At 59.7% G+C, this 19646-nt stretch carries 15 protein-coding genes and 1 pseudogene; 6 read left to right on the forward strand and 10 right to left on the reverse strand.

The genetic code is table 11. The annotated features are described in order from the left end of the window. Nucleotides 1-11: 11 nt before the first annotated feature. From H2Z84_RS10465 to H2Z84_RS10475, 3 genes and pseudogenes are all read right to left on the reverse strand, one after another. A pseudogene (locus H2Z84_RS10465) lies at nucleotides 12-3149 on the reverse strand (efflux RND transporter permease subunit); the annotation flags it as partial. A 20-nt stretch (nucleotides 3150-3169) separates the two neighbouring features. After that, a complete protein-coding gene (locus H2Z84_RS10470) occupies nucleotides 3170-4372 on the reverse strand; it encodes an efflux RND transporter periplasmic adaptor subunit (protein ID WP_181835941.1) in 1203 nt (400 codons plus the stop codon). Nucleotides 4373-4662: 290 nt separating this feature from the next. Next, a complete protein-coding gene (locus H2Z84_RS10475) occupies nucleotides 4663-5565 on the reverse strand; it encodes a LysR family transcriptional regulator (protein WP_181835942.1) in 903 nt (300 codons plus the stop codon). 225 nt (nucleotides 5566-5790) lie between these two features. Between H2Z84_RS10475 and H2Z84_RS10480 the strand changes: the two genes are divergently transcribed. Further along, nucleotides 5791-6360, forward strand: coding sequence for a TetR/AcrR family transcriptional regulator (locus H2Z84_RS10480; protein WP_181835943.1), 570 nt, complete (start codon nucleotides 5791-5793; stop codon nucleotides 6358-6360). 58 nt (nucleotides 6361-6418) lie between these two features. Further along, on the forward strand, nucleotides 6419-7417 hold the full coding sequence (locus H2Z84_RS10485) for an aldo/keto reductase (protein WP_181835944.1): 999 nt from the start codon (nucleotides 6419-6421) through the stop codon (nucleotides 7415-7417). 298 nt (nucleotides 7418-7715) lie between these two features. Here the strand turns inward: H2Z84_RS10485 and H2Z84_RS10490 are convergent, their stop codons facing one another. Then, complete coding sequence (locus tag H2Z84_RS10490; RefSeq protein ID WP_181835945.1) at nucleotides 7716-7970, reverse strand: hypothetical protein; 255 nt, start codon at nucleotides 7968-7970, stop codon at nucleotides 7716-7718. A 175-nt stretch (nucleotides 7971-8145) separates the two neighbouring features. On the opposite strand from H2Z84_RS10490, the gene H2Z84_RS10495 reads away from it, so the two are divergent. The 4 genes from H2Z84_RS10495 to alkB all read left to right on the forward strand — a co-directional run bounded on the left by H2Z84_RS10495 (nucleotide 8146) and on the right by alkB (nucleotide 13347). Then, a complete protein-coding gene (locus tag H2Z84_RS10495; RefSeq protein WP_181835946.1) occupies nucleotides 8146-9573 on the forward strand; it encodes an aminotransferase-like domain-containing protein in 1428 nt (475 codons plus the stop codon). Nucleotides 9574-10413: 840 nt separating this feature from the next. After that, on the forward strand, nucleotides 10414-11436 hold the full coding sequence (locus H2Z84_RS10500) for a porin (protein WP_181835947.1): 1023 nt from the start codon (nucleotides 10414-10416) through the stop codon (nucleotides 11434-11436). A 174-nt stretch (nucleotides 11437-11610) separates the two neighbouring features. Then, the gene (gene ada, locus H2Z84_RS10505) at nucleotides 11611-12684 is read left to right on the forward strand and encodes a bifunctional DNA-binding transcriptional regulator/O6-methylguanine-DNA methyltransferase Ada (protein WP_181835948.1); all 1074 of its coding nucleotides are present in this window, start codon (nucleotides 11611-11613) and stop codon (nucleotides 12682-12684) included. 21 nt (nucleotides 12685-12705) lie between these two features. Next, nucleotides 12706-13347, forward strand: a complete 642-nt coding sequence (gene alkB, locus H2Z84_RS10510) for a DNA oxidative demethylase AlkB (RefSeq protein WP_181835949.1) — start codon at nucleotides 12706-12708, stop codon at nucleotides 13345-13347. A gap of 186 nt (nucleotides 13348-13533) precedes the next feature. On the opposite strand, the gene H2Z84_RS10515 is transcribed toward alkB, so the two are convergent. The 6 genes from H2Z84_RS10515 to H2Z84_RS10540 all read right to left on the reverse strand — a co-directional run bounded on the left by H2Z84_RS10515 (nucleotide 13534) and on the right by H2Z84_RS10540 (nucleotide 19550). Continuing rightward, nucleotides 13534-14763: a beta-ketoacyl-[acyl-carrier-protein] synthase family protein gene (locus H2Z84_RS10515; RefSeq protein ID WP_181835950.1), complete on the reverse strand. Its 1230-nt coding sequence runs from the start codon at nucleotides 14761-14763 to the stop codon at nucleotides 13534-13536. After that, nucleotides 14760-14996, reverse strand: coding sequence for an acyl carrier protein (locus tag H2Z84_RS10520; RefSeq protein WP_181835951.1), 237 nt, complete (start codon nucleotides 14994-14996; stop codon nucleotides 14760-14762). Before H2Z84_RS10520 ends, H2Z84_RS10515 begins: the two co-directional genes overlap by 4 nt. Before the next feature lie 283 nt (nucleotides 14997-15279). Beyond that, nucleotides 15280-16704: an EAL and HDOD domain-containing protein gene (locus tag H2Z84_RS10525; RefSeq protein ID WP_181835952.1), complete on the reverse strand. Its 1425-nt coding sequence runs from the start codon at nucleotides 16702-16704 to the stop codon at nucleotides 15280-15282. Nucleotides 16705-16755: 51 nt separating this feature from the next. After that, nucleotides 16756-17856, reverse strand: a complete 1101-nt coding sequence (aroC, locus tag H2Z84_RS10530) for a chorismate synthase (protein WP_181835953.1) — start codon at nucleotides 17854-17856, stop codon at nucleotides 16756-16758. Nucleotides 17857-17916: 60 nt separating this feature from the next. After that, nucleotides 17917-18564 carry a 2OG-Fe(II) oxygenase gene (locus H2Z84_RS10535; RefSeq protein ID WP_258869368.1) on the reverse strand — a complete coding sequence of 216 codons (648 nt, stop codon included), beginning with the start codon at nucleotides 18562-18564 and terminating at the stop codon, nucleotides 17917-17919. Between the two features lie 65 nt (nucleotides 18565-18629). Further along, the gene (locus H2Z84_RS10540; RefSeq protein ID WP_181835954.1) at nucleotides 18630-19550 is read right to left on the reverse strand and encodes an alpha/beta hydrolase family protein; all 921 of its coding nucleotides are present in this window, start codon (nucleotides 19548-19550) and stop codon (nucleotides 18630-18632) included. Between the last annotated feature and the right edge of the window lie 96 nt (nucleotides 19551-19646).

Raw genomic sequence — 19646 nt, forward strand, 5'->3', positions numbered from 1 at the left:
TGTCCGTGTAGCTTCAGTGGCTTGTTGCCGGACAAACGGCGCATCAGCACATAGAACACCGGGGTGAGGAACAGCCCGAATACCGTGACGCCTATCATCCCGCTGAACACCGCCACGCCCATGGCATTGCGCATTTCCGCCCCGGCACCTTGCGCCAGCACCAGCGGCAACACACCCATGATGAAGGCCATCGAGGTCATCAGGATGGGGCGCAGCCGCAGGCGGCTGGCTTCAATGGCGGCCTGCAGCGGGCTGCGGCCGGCAAACTCCAGTTCACGGGCAAACTCGACAATCAGGATGGCGTTCTTGGCACTCAAGCCCACCAACACCACCAGGCCGATCTGGGTGAACACATTGTTGTCGCCGTGACTCAGCCACACCCCGGCCATGGCCGCCAGCAAGGCCATCGGCACGATCATGATGATGGCCAGCGGCAGCGCCAGGCTTTCGTATTGCGCCGCCAACACCAGGAACACCAGCAAGATGGCAATGGGGAATACCCAGTTACCGGAATTACCCGCCAGGATTTCCTGATAGGTCAGCTCGGTCCACTCATAGCCAATGCCCGGCGGCAGGGTTTGTGCCGCCACCCGCGCTACGGCTTCCTGTGCCTGTCCGCTGGAATAGCCAGGGGCGGCACCGCCGTTGATGTCGGCTGCCAGAAAACCGTTGTAACGCATCGCCCGTTCCGGCCCGAAGCTGGGCTTGACCTTGAGCAGGGCCGACAGCGGTACCATGCTGCCGTTGGCCGAACGCACCTGCAGCTGGCCCACGTCTTCCGGACGCGCACGGAAGTTGGCATCCGCCTGCACCCGCACGGTGTAGGTACGGCCAAACTTGTTGAAGTCGTTGACGTACAGGCTGCCCAGATAAATCTGCATGGTGTTGAACACGTCGGTCACTTTCACCCCCAGCTGCTCGGCCTTGGTGCGGTCCAGATCAGCCAGCAGTTGCGGCACGTTCAGCTGGTAGCTGGTATACAGCCCGGCCAGCTCCGGAGCCTTGGCCGCACCGGCCATGAAGGCCTTCACCGCCTTGTCCATGGCGTCATAACCCAGGCCGCCACGGTCTTCGAGTTGCAGCTTGAACCCGCCGGTAGTGCCCAGCCCCTGCACCGGTGGTGGCGGGAACATCACCACAAAGGCATCCTGCAACTTTCCATACTCGGCATTCATGGCTCCGGCAATGTCATTAGCGCTCATGCCCTTGCCCTGCCGTTCTTCAAACGGCTTGAGAGTGACAAACACGATGCCGGAGTTGGCACTATTGGTAAAACCGTTGATCGACAGCCCGGGGAAGGCAATGGCGTGCTCTACGCCCGGAATCTTCAGCGCAATATCACTCATGCGATGAATCACCGCGTCGGTACGGTCCAGCGTGGCACCGTCCGGCAACTGGGCAAAACCGATCAGGTATTGCTTGTCCTGTACCGGTACAAAGCCACCCGGAATGGTGTGGAACAGCCCTGCTGTCAGCGCGGCCAGCCCGGCATACATGGCCAGCATGACAAACTTGCGGCCGATGGCTTGCTTCACGCCCTGGCTGTAACGTGTGGCACCACGGTTGAACAGGCGGTTGAAACGGTCAAAGAAACCACCCAGCAGACGATCCATCTGGCGGGTCAGCCAGTCCGGCGGCGCATCATGGCGTTGCAGCAGCAAGGCAGCCAGTGCCGGGGACAGCGTGAGCGAGTTGATGGCGGAAATCACCGTGGAAATGGCAATGGTCAGCGCAAACTGCTTGTAAAACATACCGCTCAGCCCGCTGATGAAGGCCAGTGGCACAAACACCGCCACTAGCACCAGCGCAATGGCGATGATGGGGCCAGACACTTCGCGCATGGCCCGATAGGAGGCCGCACGCGGGTCCAGCCCGGCCTCGATATTGCGCTCGACGTTTTCCACCACCACGATGGCGTCGTCCACCACGATGCCGATGGCCAGCACCAGGCCAAACAAGGACAGGGTGTTGATGGTGAAACCAAAGCCGTGCATGACCGCGAAAGTACCGACAATGGACACCGGTACCGCCAGCAGCGGAATCAGCGAGGCACGCCAGGTTTGCAGGAACAGGATGACCACCAGCACCACCAGCGTGATGGCCTCCAGCAGGGTATGCACTACCGATTCGATCGACGCACGCACAAACTGGGTGGGGTCGTAGTCGATGGCGTAGTCCACCCCTTCCGGCATGGATTTCTTCAGTTCGGCCATGGTGGCTCGCACCTGATCGGAAATCTGCAAGGCATTGGAGCCAGGGGCCTGCGACACCGGAATGGCCACTGCCGACTTGTTATCCAGCGTGGAATGCAGCGCGTATTCCGATGCGCCCAGCTCGATGCGGCCCAAGTCACGCAGGCGGGTTACCGCGCCATCTGCACCGGTCTTGACGATGATGTCGCCGAATTCCTGCTCGGTTTGCAGGCTGCCCTGCGCGTTGATGGGGAATTGCAGCTGGATGCCCTTGGCACTGGGCGAGGCACCGATGCTGCCGGCCGCGGCCTGCACGTTCTGTTCGCGGATGGCCGTTACCACCTCGCTGGCCGACAAGCCATGCATGGCCACTTTTTGCGGGTCCAGCCAGATGCGCATGGAATAATCGCCAGCACCAAACAGCCCTACCTGGCCCACGCCGCTGATGCGTGCCAGCCGGTCGCGCACATTGAGAATGGCGTAGTTGCGCAGATAGGTCATGTCGTAGCGGCCATTGGGCGACAGCAGGTGCACCACCAGCGTCAGGTCCGGGCTGCTCTTGATGGTGGTCAGGCCCAGACGGCGCACGTCCTCGGGCAGGCGCGGTTCAGCCTGGGACACGCGGTTTTGCACCAGCTGCTGTGCCTTGTCCGGGTCGGTACCGATCTGGAAGGTCACCGTCAGCGTCATCAGGCCGTCGGTAGTGGCCTGGCTGCTCATGTACAACATGCCTTCGGTGCCGTTGATGGCTTCTTCCAGCGGCGTGGCCACCGATTCGGCAATCACCTTGGGGTTGGCACCGGGAAACTGCGCCCGCACGATGATTTGCGGCGGTACCACTTCCGGGTATTCCGAAATCGGCAGCACCCGCAAGGACAGCAGGCCCGCCAGGAAAATCAGCAGCGACAACACCCCGGCAAAAATGGGACGGTCGATGAAGAATTTGGATAGGTTCATGAATGTCTTTCGCGTGGGAATCAGCTATTGGCAGCAGCGGTGGCCGGGGACTGCATCGGCACCATGTGCGGCGCGACCGCTGCGCCGGGCTGCACTTTTTGCAAGCCGTCCACAATCACCCGCTCGCCAGCACGCAGGCCGGCTGTGACAATGCGCAGGCCATCAACACTGGCCCCCAGCTGCACCTGGCGGTAACGCGCCTTGCTGTCCTTGTCGACCACCATGACAAAGCGCTTGTCCTGATCGGTGCCGATGGCCTGCTCGTTTAACAGCAGTGCCGGATGGCGTTTGGCCTGCCCCAGCCGAATGCGCACGAACTGGCCGGGAATCAGCACGCCGTCGCGGTTGTCCACCGTGGCACGCAGCTTGACCGTGCCGCTCTTGCCATCCACCTGGTTGTCCACCAGTTGCAGCTTGCCGCTGAAGCTTTGTGCAGTGTTGGTGGATACCTGTAGCGGAATGTCACCCAGCCGCGCACGTGCACCACCGGCATCCGGCAGCTCTGCCAGTGCCCGGCCCACGGTTTCTTCGTCGGCATCAAAGCTGGCATACACCGGGTTCACCGACACCAGCGTGGTGAGCACCGGCGAATCCGGCCCGGCCGACACCAGGTTGCCGGGCGTCACCAGCAGCTTGCCCACCCGGCCGGATACCGGCGCGCGGATGGCGGTGTAGCCCAGATTCAGCCGTGCCGTTTGCAAGGCGGCCTGCGCGGCTTTCAGGTTGGCATCGGCGGCGCGGGCAGCATTGTTGCGCTCGTCGGCATCGCGCTGGGCAATGGCGTGATCGGTCAGCATGCGATTGGCGCGTTCCTGTTCACTGCGGGCAAACACCAGCTGGGACTGGGCAGCGGCCACCTGGGCGGCCGCACGGTCCACTTCGGCCTGATAGGGTGCGGGGTCGATGCTCACCAGCAGGTCGCCCGCTTTTACCAGCGCACCTTCACGAAAGTGCACGGCCTGGATGGCACCGGCCACGCGCGAACGCAGTTCGACCCGTTCCACCGCCTCCAGACGGCCGGAAAAGTCTTGCCAGGCGCTGACCTCCTGCGACACCAGCAAGGCAGCGGAAACGGGAATGGCCTGGCTGGCGGCAGCCGGGGCATCGGCCTTGACAGCCTGGCTGTGCAGGCCAAGCCAGCCAGCAGCACCAATGGCAGCCAGCACGGCAAAGGAAATAGCAGTCATGGCCAGCGGTCGCCGGCCCTTGAGCGGTGGGTTCATTGCTTTGATTCCGTAAGGTCAGGACAGATGGCCAGCGCGCAGGGCGTGCCACCGGACACGTGATGAGGGTGCAGCGCCCACACGGACCAACCGCGTGGACGCTGTCTTGTTGTCGGGTGAAGAAACACCATCGGCCGGCACATGCCAGCCGGATATTCACCGTTTGATCAGGGTCGGAAATGTATCAGCTGTCAATTTGATGAACTAGATACAATTTCATGCATGCCATTGTGAGATATATTCATCAATATCAGCACAAGCATCCAGAGGGGTGCTATGGCGAGGAGGTTTCACGCCTGGCTGGCGTGGTAGCGCAAGGCATCTACCAGCAGCATCAGCGCACGGGAGGACTGGCGTCGGCTGGGGTAGTAGAGATGAAAACCGGGAAACATCGCGCACCAGGGTTGCAGCACTTCCTGCAGGCGGCCATCGGCCAGATAGGGCTGCACATAGTCGCGGGCGGTGTAGGCAATACCCATGCCGGACAGGGCAGCATTGAGCATCTGCGGCAGGGTGTTGATGATGAGCTGACCACCGACCCGGATAGAAAACTTGTGCTCACCCTGGGCAAACTCCCAGGCATACAGGCCGCCATAAGTGGGCAGGCGCATGCTGATGCAGTTGTGCTCGGTCAGCTCGCGCGGGTGTGCCGGCACGCCGTAACGGGCAAAATAGGCCGGCGTGGCCACCACGGTGGTCTGGATATCCGGGCTGATGCGCACGGCAATCATGTCGCGCGCCACCTGGTCGCCAAAACGGATACCGGCATCAAAGCGCTGCGCCACGATGTCAGTCAGGCCATAGTCGATGGACAGCTCCACCTGCACATCCGGGTAGTCCGGCAACAGCTGCGCCAGCTTGGGCAGCAGGTATTGCTCGGCGGAAAAATCCGTCGCGGTGATACGGATGCTGCCCGCCGGTTTGTCACGCTGTTCGCGCAGCACCGACAGCTCAGCTTCGATTTCATCCAGCCGTGGCGCAAAGATGGCCAGCACCTGCTCACCCGCCGTGGTCAGCGCCACACTGCGTGTGGTGCGGGTCACCAGCCGCATACCAAGGCTTTCCTCCAGGCCACGCATGGTATGGCTGACTGCCGATGGCGACACCCCCAGTTTTGCCGCAGCGCGGGTGAAACTGCCTTCGCGGGCGACCAGGACAAAGGTGCGCAGATCATTCAGGTTTTCGCGGGCCATTATTGAAATAATCTCATGCAAACTGGCGCATTATTTTGCACGCTGCTGGAATGCGCCAGCACATTCTGCATCATCCGCTTGCCGTCACCCCATTTTGCTGTGCCAAAAGCAGCCTGAACCACCGGACGGCCGCGGCACAATGTGTGCCGGCAATCGTGCAGCGCACTTGCTCTTACCGGTAGCACAGGACTAGAATGAGTAATTACTCACTTACTTTTCGCACTCATGGCCCTCCCCCGCAGCGAAGAAAAACGCATCGCCCTGCTTGAATCTGCCGCCGCGATCATGGCTGCACAGGGGCTGGGTGCGTCCACTGCGTCGATTGCCCGTGGTGCTGGCGTGGCGGAAGGAACGCTGTTCCGCTATTTCGCCACCAAGGATGTGCTGTACAACGCGCTTTACACCCACCTGAAGCTGGATCTGGCCACGGCCCTGCGCCAGCACATGGCAGCGGAAGACAGTCTGGACGGGCAGGTGCGTGCGCTGTGGGATGCCTATATCGACTGGGGCGTCAGCAATCTGTCCTTTTTCAAAACGCTGAACCAGCTGGTGGTATCGGACAAGGTCACCAGCGAAACCCGTAGCACGGTGGCAAGCCAGCTGTCCGACATCAAATGTATCTCCCAGGCCTGTACCGACAACAATGGCCTCGCCGCCCTACCCAGCGGCTTTGCCGATGCGGTATTCATGGCTCTGGCAGAAACCACCATCCAGTTTGTGGTGCGTGACCCAACCAATGGCCAAGCTTACAAAAGTGCCGGTTTCCGGGTGTTCTGGTCCGGCTCGGTGCGCTGAATTGCAGCGCCGTTTTTTTGCCCAGCAAATGAGTGAGTACTCACAGTAGGATTGTGCCATGAACTATGCGCGACTGGGCCTTGCCGGCCCCACCCTCTCTCGTCTGGCTTGTGCAGCGCTGCGGCCAGACCCGGCCTGCCCGGATGCGGCACAACAGGCCGCCCGCAGCATAGGCCAGGCACTGGATGCCGGCATCAATCTGTTCGATGCCACCAGTTGCATGGATGGCATGTCGGAATCCCTGTTGGCCAGCGCCTTGGGCAAGCGCCGCGCCGAAGTACTGATCAGCAGCCGGCTTGGTGCGCGCCGCAACGGCACACACAGCCATCCTGGCCTGTCGCGCAGCGATATGGTGTGGTCGATCGAGCAAAGCCTGAAACGGCTGGGCAGTGACTGGCTGGACCTGTGCGTGGTACCCCATGAAGACCCGCACACTCCGCTGGAAGAAACCTTGCAAACACTGGATGAAATGGTACGAGCGGGCAAGGTGCGCTATCTGGGCTTTGCCAACTGGCCCGCCTGGAAGGCGGCCCAAGCGCTGGAATTGCAACTGCGCCACGGCTGGGCACCATTTTGCTTTGGCGAGATGCACTATGCCATCAACACACGCAGCCCGGAGCGGGAGGCCATTCCCATGCTGCAAAGCTATGACCTGGGCCTGATCGTGAAGCCCCTGCCAGCAGGCTTGCCGTTCAGCAACGCCGGCGCGGTACAAGCCCAGGGCTACCTGACTGGCGCCGCAGCGCCGGATGGCCCGCGTACCAACCACAGACTGGCCGAACTGATGCGCGACATCGCAGCGAGCCATCAGGCAAGCACCAAGCAGATTGCCCTGGCCTGGCTGCTGGCGCGCGAGGCGGTTTCCAGCATCGTGCCTGCTTTCAATAGTGCAATGCAGCAACAAGCCGCCCTGCACGCCATGACGCTACAGCTCTCGCCTGGCGAATTACTGCTGCTGGATACCGCCAGCACCCCGACTCCACTTTTGCCGGACTGGTTTACCCTGCAGGAACCCCTGACGACACCGCAGTCCGAACCAGAAAAAAGCTGCGCCTGAAGCTGCGGTGCGCCTACTCATTTTGCCTCACAAGGAAGCCTCATATCCACCCTGGCAACAGTCAAACCGGCTGCCAGACAAGCGGCAGCCTGCTACGCGATGGCCGCTAGCGCAATACCCAGATACGCCGCACCGATGAGCTGCGGAACACCCTGCGCATCATGCTGCGCTTTTTCACCGACAAATTGCCTCATGCGATACCGGCCCAGCCCCTCAGGCCACTGCCGTTGAGCCCATCAGGCCAAGCGGACGGCCATGCTGGATGGCTGCCAGCTAGCATTGGCCATCGCCAGCCTGACTAATTGCAGCTGGCCAACAGCAGCGGGGCATGCTGGCCGGTCAATTGCAGGGCCAGTGTGGCCGGGCCGCCCACCGCCTCCAGCAGCAGGATTTCACCACGAGCCTTGCCCGGCTGCCAGTTGGCCGTGCGCCCCAGGATCACATCCTGGCCACAGTAGCTGATCCAGATACGTCCCTGTTGTACCTGCAAGGATTGTGGCAGTTGGCCGCTCAGGCGCATCACTTCGCCCTGGCGCAATATTAGTGTGCTCATCTTGCATGCTCCCCTGCTGTTGATGAACAACAGCTTAGAGGGTGTGCCAGAGCCCCGGTAGCCACACAGTTGTGGATAAACAGCCATGACAGTTACGGTTTTACGGTGACTGTACTGCTTGTTTTTGTGCATAACTGTTCGTGGTGCGGCGCAGACATTCCCTTATGATGGCTAGATGGATACCCTGCCCCTTTACCTGCAACTGGCGGATGACATCGCCGCCCAGATCAGCGCCCGCGTGCTGCGTGCTGGCGAGCGCCTGCCTTCCCTGCGTGAGATGAAACTGCGGCGCGGCCTCAGCCTGAGTACGGTGCAGCAGGCTTTCCGCCGATTGGAAGACCTGGGGCTGGTGGAAGCCAGGCCGCAGTCCGGCTACTTTGTGCGCTACCGCAGCGAGGCCGGCCATGCGCTACGACTGGCCGCACCGACCGAAGTGGCAGTCGATCCGCTGCTGTGGAGTTATGTGGAAGACCAGTCGGAACAACGCACCGAGCGTATGCAGGGCTTTCGCAGTGCGGTAGCACCACATGCGCTATTACCCACGGCCCAGTTGCAACGCATGACGCTGGACTGCATGCGCCGGCATCCGGATTTGTTGTCTGACTATGGTCGTCCCAGCGGTTATCTCGACTTCAAGCGCCAGATCGCCCGGCTGGCCATGGAGTGGGGTGGCCAGCTGCATCCGGAGCAGCTGATCGTCACCCAGGGCACCATCGAGGCACTCAATCTGGCGCTACGTGCGCTGACCCAACCGGGCGATGTGGTGGCGGTGGAATCCCCAGCCTATTTTTCCCTGCTGTACACGCTGAAGGCGCTGGGCCTGCGGGTGGTGGAAATCCCCACCGATCCGGTCAGCGGCATTTCGGTGGAGGCGCTGGAGCTAGCCACGCGCGATGCCGCCATCAAGGCAGTGATTCTGGTACCCAATTTTTCCAATCCGCAGGGCGCGCTGATGCCGGATGCCGCCAAGGAAAAGGTGGCCAACATGCTGGCGGCACGCGGCATTCCGCTGATCGAGGACGATGTCTACGGCGAGTTCTATTATGGGCGGCAGCGGCCACGCCCCATCAAGGCCTTCGACCGCAGCGGCAATGTGCTGTACTGCGCCTCGCTCACCAAGGATGTGGCACCCGGCCTGCGTATAGGCTGGATCGATCCTGGCCGCTATCGCAGCCAGGTGGAGGTACAGAAATACCTGAGCACCCATTCCACGCCCACGCTCAATCAGGCGGTGCTGGCGCGTTTTCTGGAAAGCGGTGCCTACCCACGTCACATGCGGCGCTTGCGGCGTGCCATTGCCAACCAGATGCAGGGCTTACTGGATGGTTTGGCACGACACTTCCCGGCTGATGTCCGCTATACCCGCCCGCAAGGTGGCTTTGTGCTATGGCTGGAATTTCCACCGGAATTCGACAGCCTGGCCCTGTACCGGTTGGCACGGCAGGAGGGCATAGGGCTGGCACCAGGCCCGCTGTTCTCCCCACGCGGCGACTATCGCCACTGCCTACGGCTGTCTTGTGCCGAACCGTGGAGCGAGGCCCAGCAAGCCAGGCTGGTGCGGCTGGGCGCGCTGGTACGTCAACAATATGCTGAGCAAGGCTGACTGACTGCAAACCCGTCGCATCAGACAGCAAAGCACTCAAGCATCAGCATGGCGAGGCTGAGCGTTTCTCTTGTCCCGGCCTGTTGCTAAAGCCTGCAAGCCGAGCTGGACGTAACTCTTGGCGAGCCGCCCCTGGCTGGCACTTTAGCTGGCATGCTCTGCCTGCAGACCGCATTCCCGCAACTCACCATCCACCATGATGCTCAGACAATTCGCGGCAAATGCACCCGCCACGCAATTTTATTGCGTAAAACGGCCAGCGAGACAATCAGACATCGCAAACAGCAGGCCGGCACCGTAGCGGGGCAAGTACGCACCGCCCTGCCACATGCACACCTGATCACGACATCAACTTGCTAGTTTTGACAGGAATCGCCGCACCAAAATGGCCAGAACACCCCATTTAGCCCTGAGCTGGGGCGAGAGCATTTCCCCTGACTTGCCATTAAGAACGGTTGATTCATGCCCCTGACCTACCTACTTCCTCATGTGCACCTGCAGCATAAAGCCTCAAAAATCGTTAAATGCGACAGAAAATGCCAATACGTTGCAGTTTGCCAACATGGTTGTTTAATGCGGCCAAATGATGATTCATGCAATTTTCTAGTAATAAATACTTAGCAAAGATGATTTAGCGCTCATATTTAATGTAGTTTAATTACTACACAAGAACCCATCAAAATGTAGCAAACAAGCTACATAGAATACGTTTGACCGCTAATAACACAGAAATTAACAATGTCCCTGCTTTCAACAGCGCCAGAAGCCGCCAAAAATCTCAGCGGAAATCTGTCGTCAAAAGTAGCAAAACAACAATACGAGACAATTGGAGAAGACAACATGCAAAGCAAGTATATTGCGCTGGCCGTGATGGCCGCCTGCGCCGGTTATGCCCATGCCGAAGATTCTGGCATCACCATCTCCGGTTTTGTCCGTGCCGGCGTGCTGCAATACAACGGTGCGGCCAACAATGCCTGGGGCTACACCACCAACCCAGCAGCGGTTTCCACCACCAATGTGGCAGGTCGCGGCCAGATCAACTTCAATGGTGAAGAAAATCTGGGCAATGGTCTAAGCGCCATTTTCCAAGTGAATAACCGTTTCTCGCCAACCGGCAGCGGCTACGACGAAATGGGCAAGCAAGCCAATACCTTTGCCAGCGATGACAGCTTTGTCGGCCTCAAGGGCAGCTTTGGTATGATTCGCGCCGGCAAGGGCACCGGCAACGTGGAAGACGGCAAATTTGATTACAGCGTCTGGGCTGGCCCGGACAACCACCTAGGCTGGTACGGTGGCGTGACCGGCAACAATATGGTGCGTTACGACTTGCCGGGTAATCTGGGTGGCTTCTACGGCGGAGTGCAATTCTCTACCGATGAAAACAAAACCAGCACCAGCAGCGGCACCAACCGCTACTCGGTACTGGCCGGTTTCAGTGGCAGCAACTGGACGGTTTCCGCCAACTATGGCGCATCCAGCAACACGACCAATAGCAACGCCACCAACATCAACCAGCTGGGCAGCAACCGCCAGCTGCACCTGACTGCCAACTACAAGCCCATCGATGCGCTGGAACTGGCGGTGGAATATCAGCGCAACAAGCTGGCTGATGACAGCGTGATCAACGCCACTTCGCTGTATGCGTACTACACCATCGGCAATACCCAGCTGGGCCTGCAGACTGGCGTACGCAAGGACAATTCGCCGCAACTGGTCTCCGGCACGGAAAAATACGTCAACTTGCTGCTGCATTACAGCCTGAGCAAGCACACCATGGCGTATGTCGAGCTGTCACATGACAAGCCACAAGCCGGTGGCAGTGCCCGCAATGGCGAGCTGATTGGTCTGTCCAAGAGCTTCTAAGCCTTTTCGCAAGTCAGTGAGATCCTTCTCAAGCCTGCTTATGCAGGCTTTTTTTATGCCTGTCCACATCCAGGCTTGCGGCGCAAACTGCTAGAATTCGAGCGCAAGCCGCGTGGTGTCGGCTCTGCTCACCAGCGCTACAGTAAGCCATCTTCCTGATGAATCGAGCCCGCCATGGTCAGCCGCAAACAGCAACTGCATGCAGAACTCATCAGCCGTGACCCTCGCTGGCAGGATGTGTTGCAGCGTAACCCTGAGGCAGACGAGCGCTTTGTCTATGGCGTGGCCAGCACTGGCGTGTACTGCCGGGCCAGCTGCCCGGCACGCCTGCCCAAACCACAAAATGTCCATTTTTTTGCCGATTGCACCACTGCCGAGCACGCGGGCTATCGTCCCTGCTTGCGCTGCACGCCACACCAGCAATCACCCCGGCAACGTCAGGCGGCACTAATCGAAGCGGCCTGCAAGCGCATTGCCACAGCAGAACAGACTCCGGACCTGCAACAACTGGCAGACGAAGCAGGCATGAGCCGCTATCACTTTCACCGTCTATTCAAGGCCGCCACCGGCTTGACGCCGCGCGGCTATGCCATGGCGGCGCGCCAGCAACGGCTGCAACAGCAACTCGGTAGCGCCACCAGCATCACCAATGCCATCTATGCCGCCGGCTATCAGTCCAGCAGCCGTTTTTATGCCGAATCCACACACATGCTGGGCATGACACCCCGCAACTACCGGGCGGGTGGCAAGCAGGCGGTAATGCATTTCGCCATTGGCCAATGCTCGCTGGGGGCCATTCTGGTGGCACAAAGCGATAAAGGTATTTGTGCCATCTTGCTGGGGGAACAAGCGGAGCAATTACTGCAGCAGCTGCAAGACCAGTTTCCGCAAGCGCAGCTGATCGGTGCCGATGCTGATTTCGAGCAGCAAGTAGCCCTGGTCATCGGTTTGATCGACAATCCGCGCCAGGGCTTGCCACTGCCACTGGATATTCGCGGCACGGCGTTTCAGCAGCGGGTGTGGCAGGCACTGCGCGAGATTCCGCCAGGGCAAACGCTGAGTTATAGCGCCGTGGCGGCTAAGATCGGCAGCCCCAGCGCCGTGCGTGCTGTGGCACAAGCATGTGCAGCCAATGTGCTGGCAGTCGCCATTCCCTGCCACCGGGTAGTGCGCCAGGATGGCCAGCTCTCTGGCTACCGCTGGGGCATCGCCCGCAAACAGGCTCTGCTGGACAAGGAGCAATCATGACATCACCGCCCACCCTTCATCATGGATGATCTATTCCCCGATAGTCTGGTCAGTCCGCCATTGGCACTAGCCCCAGGAGCCGTCTTGCTACCCGGCCAGGCGCTGGCGCAGCAGGATGCCATCTGGCAGGCGCTAGACCAAGTACTGCAGCAGGCACCCTTGCGCCACATGCAGACACCCGGTGGCCATACCATGTCCGTTGCCATGAGTAATTGTGGCCAACTTGGCTGGATCAGCGACCAGCACGGCTATCGCTACAGCGCGAAAGATCCAGTCAGCGGCCTGCCCTGGCCTGAGTTGCCCCCCATACTGGCTGAACTAGCCAGCACGTGGGCTGGCGCGGCCGGCTTTGACGGCTTCCACAGCAATGCCTGCCTGATCAATTGCTACGCGCCGGGCAGTCGCATGTCCTTGCATCAAGACCGGGATGAACGTGACTTCTCGCAACCCATCGTCACCCTGTCGCTGGGACTACCCGCCCGTTTCATGCAGGGAGGGGGACAACGCCAGTCCGCCCACCAGAAAATAACCCTGCGCCATGGTGATGTGCTGGTATTTGGCGGCCCGGCCCGCTTGTGCTTTCACGGCATCATGCCGCTGGCGGATGGCTGGCACCCGCTGCTGGGTAGTCGGCGCATCAGCCTGACATTTCGTTGCGCCTGAAGCTACCGCAAAACGGAGTTGCCAGCTCAAAGCCAGACAAGAGCGGGAAAATTATGCAGGCAAGACAAAATGCAGCTCAGACTGCGGACGTGAAAAGACCCGGCCAGGCCGGGTCTTCTGTCACCACCTTCACGTCCGCAGTTGTAGCACACCATAGTGTGCAGCCCTGGGACTTAAGGCAACATTTCACGCCTGATGGCGTTGTAATACCAAACAAGCGTTACTGCCACCAAAGGCGAAAGAATTACTGATGGCGGCCTGCAAGTCCGGTGCCGCCACGCCCTTGCCCAGTACGTGCTGCACCCGACAATTTTCATCCAGTTCACGGCAGTTGGCTGTAGGAGGAAGCTGCTGATGATACAAGGCCAGCGCAGTAATGGCCGTTTCCAGCCCGCCAGTTGCCCCCAGCAAATGGCCATGCATCGACTTGGTGGCACTCACCTGCAAGCCAGGGGTATCTTCCCCCCAGATGGTCTGCAATGCCTGGCACTCCACCACATCACCCACCTGGGTTGCCGTACCATGGCTATTGCAATAGCCAATCTGTCCGGCAACCAGGCCGGCATCCGCCAGCGCGGCGCGCATGGTACGCACCTGACCACCAACATCCGGCTTGGTGATATGGGTGGCATCGCTACGGCAGGCATAGCCATCCAGCGTGGCGTAGATACGCGCACCACGCGCTAACGCGATATCCAATCGTTCCAGGATCAGGAAAGCGGCACCTTCCGCCAGTACCAGTCCGCTACGCTCCTTGTCATAGGGGCGGCAGGCCTGCTCCGGGTGCTCGCCAGTGGTACTGGCCAGTACCTGCATCGATTGCCAGGCATTGATGATGCCCGGCAGCAACATGGCCTCGGCACCGCCGGCAATCGCATGGGTGATTTCACCATGACGAATGGCGCGCATGGCTTCGCCCAGCGCAATAGCGGACGAGGCACAAGCCACTGAATAATTGACCGAGGGGCCGGTAATACCAAAACGCATGCTGATATGCCCTGCCGGCGCATTGGCCATGCTGGCAATGACCGACAGCGGGGAGACCCGCGCCTTGTCGGCATAAAAGTTATGGAAGCCCTTGTCCAGCGCAGCACTGCCACCCATCGCACAGCCGACATACACGCCCAGTTGTTCGCGGTCTTCTGGCAGCGTCAACGCCGCATCTTCCACCGCCAGCGTAGCCGCAGCAACAGCCATCTGGCTGACGCGGTCCACCCCGGACAATTGCAGACGGGTAAACCACGGAGCCGAATCGAACTCGACAGCGCCAACCACGGCCGGCTTGCAGCCGGTTGCCGCTTCATCCAGCAGGCGAATGCCTGACTCACCAGCCATCAGCCGGGAAAAAACCGCCTCTGCCTGATTACCCAGAGGGGAAATCAGACCTATCCCCGTAATGGCAACGGCTGTCCTCATGCCTTTTCCGCCTTGTAGCGGTCCACCAGATCGGCTAATTCCTGCAAATTAGCGACATGGGCTTCTTCTTCGGGAATGGAAACTTCAAAGTGTTCTTCAATGGCAAACAACAGTTCAATCTGCCCCAGTGAATCCAGGCCGTATTCGCCCAGCGGGCGTTCTGCCTCGACTTCGTTGGCATTCACACCAAATTTTTCTACGATAACTTGCTTGATCTGCTCGATAGTATTCATCACGCTGCCTTGCCCGCACAGCCCGGCACCTGGGCCATAACAGGGGTTATTTTTTCATGAGGCGCTATTGTATGCCTGCGCCTGATGAAAATTTATAGTGTTTATTGTCGAGTTTTATGCCAGTTGTTGACAACGATGCCCCATGCGCAGCAAGCGTGCATCGTCCTCTCCGTTCGCAAGCATACCGAGGCCACACTATATTGCTGTTACAAATTGTCGCGCAACAATGTAAAAAGCCAGCAACAGTGTGCTGGCCTAATTGCTAACAGAGCTGTAGTTGCGCTCAAACGGCTTCCACATCGTTGTGGACTTCGCTTTCACGCAATACTTCCTGCGCCCATACCACCGAGTCGATGTAATAACGGCTGGCATGCTCTACTTCGAAATTAAGCACTTTGCACAGGGCATTGATGCGCTGATCATCTCCCTGTTCACAAGCCAGTGCCAACGCCAGATACGGGCTGAACATGCCCTTGTTCTCCACCACGGCATCACGCACGGTAGGCGGCAGCTCCAGCGGATCCAGCACATCCGGGAAGGGCTGGTTGAGCAATACGTCCAGCAGCGAGAACATACCAGTCAAAAACAGATGCTCGGCCTCCAGCTTGTTGCCACGATAGGCTCCCAGCCGCTCCAAGAAACGAGCGCGAATCAGCGACTTCTCCAGCAAGGCCAGTGCGGTGCCATCTTCCTTCTTAGCAGTAAACAGCAGCATGGACAGCCATTTGAACAGGGTTTCGCGCCCCAGCAGCAGCAGGGTTTCTTCGATAGTCTGAACCTTGCGCGCCAGACCGTTCACCGGGGAATTGATGAAACGCAGCAGCTTGAACAGCAAGACTGAATCCAGCTTGAACTGAGCCTCGAGTTCGCGTGGTTCGGCATTGGCACGCAGCATGCGCATGATCTGCAGGACACGGGTCTGGTTGCTGTCAACCTTGCCACTTTCCAGGCTACGCACCGTGGCGATGAAAGGCCCATGGAACAGGGCGAAACGATTGCTGCCCGGCGCGCGCAGGCAAACGTCCAGATCTTCGGCGGTACCGACATTGCGGGCCATCCAGCGCGCATTGGGGTAACGACGCGGCAACTGGTCCAGAATGGGTGCCAGTACGCGGGTAGACGGTGCGGAGAAGTCCAGCAGCATGAAATCCATGCGGTTGAACAGTTCCGGCTGCAAACGCTCCACCAGAACATGGGCATCGAAAGCCGCCGGCTCTATGGCAAAGCGCAGGCCCTTGATGCGTAGCGCGTCCAGCGCCTGCATCACTTCGGCGGTGACCGGCTCGTTCGGGTCCGGCTCCAATACGAAGATCACACTCTTGGCCGGCATCTGCAGCAGCAGTGGCTCGGACAGAGAGCTGATGGAGATGTGCACCAGTGCGCGCCGATAGGCCAGCAGGCGGAACACTTCCATATTTTGCAGCGTGGTCAGCATCAGGCGGTCAAAATCCTGATGTTTGCTGCCCTTGGCCGCCGCACCGGATTTGACGAAAAACTCGTAGGCCACCACACGGTGCTGCCGATCCATGACCGGCTGGTGGGTGACAAAGCCGAGGGTAGGTGGCAGCTGATCGACCGTTTCCGGCTCGGCCACACGCTTTACCGGCGAAGCTTCCAATTCTTTTTCAACAGCGGCAATTTCGTCGGCCTGACTTTCTTCATTTTTCTTCAGACGACCGGCCAAACCGCCAATCAGGTTTTTCAACATGGTTCGCTCTCTCATGACACCCGGCTACGGGACAGACAACCTCAGTGCAGTTTAGTCGATTCGGCCCGGTATTTTTGGCGTATCCACCACCACATCGCCACATTGGGCACGGTGGCGCAAGGCATGGTCAATCAACACCAGCGCCAGCATGGCTTCGGCAATCGGCGTGGCACGGATGCCGACACACGGATCATGGCGGCCATGGGTTTCCATCACGATGGGATTGCCCTGGCGGTCGATGGAGCGACGCGGCTGGGCAATCGACGAGGTCGGCTTGATTGCCATCGATACCTCGATGTCCTGCCCGGTGGAAATACCACCCAGAATGCCGCCGGCGTGATTGCTGGCAAAGCCTTGTGGTGTCAGCTCATCGCCATGCTCGCTGCCGCGCTGGGCTACGCTGGCAAAACCGGCACCAATTTCCACACCCTTCACAGCGTTGATGTTCATCATGGCATAGGCGATGTCGGCATCCAGACGGTCGAATACCGGCTCCCCCCAACCTACCGGCACGTTTTCCGCCACCACGCGCAAGCGGGCACCCACCGAGTCCAGGCTCTTGCGGATGGAGTCCATGTACGCCTCCAGCTCTGGCACCACGGCTTCGTCAGCAGCAAAGAAAGGATTACTGTTGACCACATCCCAGCTCTTGAAGGGGATTTCCACATGGCCGATCTGGGTCATGTGGCCGCGGATCACGATGCCATAGCGCTCGTGCAGCCACTTTTTGGCAATGGCCCCCGCCGCCACGCGCACGGCGGTTTCACGAGCGCTGGAACGGCCACCGCCTCTCGGGTCGCGCACGCCATATTTGTGCCAGTAGGTGTAATCGGCATGACCGGGACGGAAGGTATCAGCGATATTGCCGTAATCCTTGGAGCGCTGGTCGGTATTGCGGATCAGCAAGGCAATCGGCGTGCCGGTGGTCTTGCCTTCGTAAACGCCAGACAGAATCTCGACCGCATCCGGCTCCCGCCGCTGGGTCACATGTCGGCTAGTGCCGGGTTTGCGCCGGTCCAGTTCCTGCTGAATGTCTTCAGCGCTGATGGCCAAGCCCGGTGGGCAGCCATCCACCACGCAGCCGATGGCCGGCCCGTGGCTTTCGCCAAAGGAAGTTACGGTAAACAGCAGCCCCATGGTGTTGCCTGACATCTTGATTCGTCCCTTGTCATTTCATCTGGTTTGGCCTGATTCTAGCACGGCAAAACCCGTCTACGACGACCAAGCGAGTCCTGCCTGACGCCGGCGAAACCAGCCGGTGACCGATAGCCGCTGCTGCGAGGCTGGCAAGACTTCGTGCCAGAAACGATCAGACAGAAACAACACCAGCGTGCCGGCCTGCGGCGCAACGTCTAGCGAACGGCTGCACTCATCATCCAGGTACAGGCGCATCTGCCCGCCAGCATCGGCGGGCCAGTCTTCATTCAGATACAACACGGCGGTCAGCGCGCGGGCATCATCATCGCGAAAGCGATCCAGGTGTTTCTTGTAGAAACTGCCCGGCGGATAAACGGCAAAGTGCGATTCCAGATCTTCCAGCCCCAGATAAAAGGCCTGATTCACCGCGTGGCGCACTTGATCGAGGGTGGCAAAATAATGGGCAATGGCCGGTTCGGCATCCTGCGGCTCCAGCCACAATACCGAGTCGGAACGGATTTCACTGCGTCGACCTTGCTGGTCGGCCCGTCCGACGGCTGCCTCATGAAATCGTCCTTCATCCCACTGCGCCAGACAGCATTGCTGCAGGCGCCGGATGTCTTCGGCACTAAACAGGGTGTGATCGACAACCCACCCCTGCTCGGCCAGGGTGTCGATAATAGCGTCCAGCTTGGCTGGGGATTGGTCTGTCACTTGCATCATGGCGGCATTCTCCACTAGAGCTGGCTGTTCTACCACAGCCCCCCCGGCCGGCGGCATGATATTTATCAGTGGTTTTCCATAACCTTGTCATGCCGGCCCCGCAACCAGTCCAGCACCAGCGGGAAATGATCGGCCGGGGCATCCGGGTGGGTCAGCAAAGACACGTGGTCATAGTCATGCCAGTGCCCAGCCACCCGCCCAAGCAAGCGTAGCCGCGACAGATGGGGGCCGGACTCATCGCGAAAGCGCCGCACATCCTCGACATGGCCACGACAGGGATCATTACGCGCCGCGAAATACAGGGCCGGTGGCAGCGATACCTGCCGCGCTGCCGCGCCGTAATCGAAGCCATCATCACTGTCCACCCAGGGGCGCAGCTTGGCCCAGCGCTTGCTCTGGCGATGACTTTTTTCGGTTTCATCGTCCGCCCCCAGGCCAATGCGCCTGGCCGGCAGGTAGCCATACCAGCGAATCAGCCAGCGCGCGGCGATATTCCAGATCAGATCGACCTCCAGCCATTTGCGCAGATTACGCACGGCTATGCTGCGCTTGCTACCAAAGTACACCAGGCTGGCCACTTGCGAGGCCAGTTGTGGATAGCGCAGCAAACAGCTGCTCATATGTACGCCACCCCAGGAATGTGCCATCCAGTGCAGACGCTGCCCACCCTTGCGCTGGAGGATGGCCGCATGTAGCGCCGGCAGATCCTGGCAAATGATTTCGGTTTGGCCATGGCGCGATGTGGCGTCGATTTTCGGGATACTGCGGCCACGGCCACGCAAATCGGCTACGAATACATCGTAGCCGGCATCGGCCAGAAAATGCGCCAACCCCTTGCCACTGTCGCTATAGAAAATCCGGCCATCCGCCATGACCCCATGAACCAGTAATATCGGTGGTCCGTCTGCCTCGCGCCAGATACGCCGCAGATGCAGCCGCTGCTGCTCGACCTCTACATACAAGTCCTGCTGCTGCTTTTCTGCCATTGTTCTCACCTTGCCAATCCACCAAGCAAACGACCGTATGATTAAGGCAAGTCCAGCGGCAGGTCAATCTTCTATACGCTCGCTCCATGAAAAACG

Origin of the sequence: Aquitalea aquatica, from assembly GCF_013911085.1 — a bacterium.
Taxonomy (GTDB): Bacteria; Pseudomonadota; Gammaproteobacteria; order Burkholderiales; family Chromobacteriaceae; genus Aquitalea; species Aquitalea aquatica.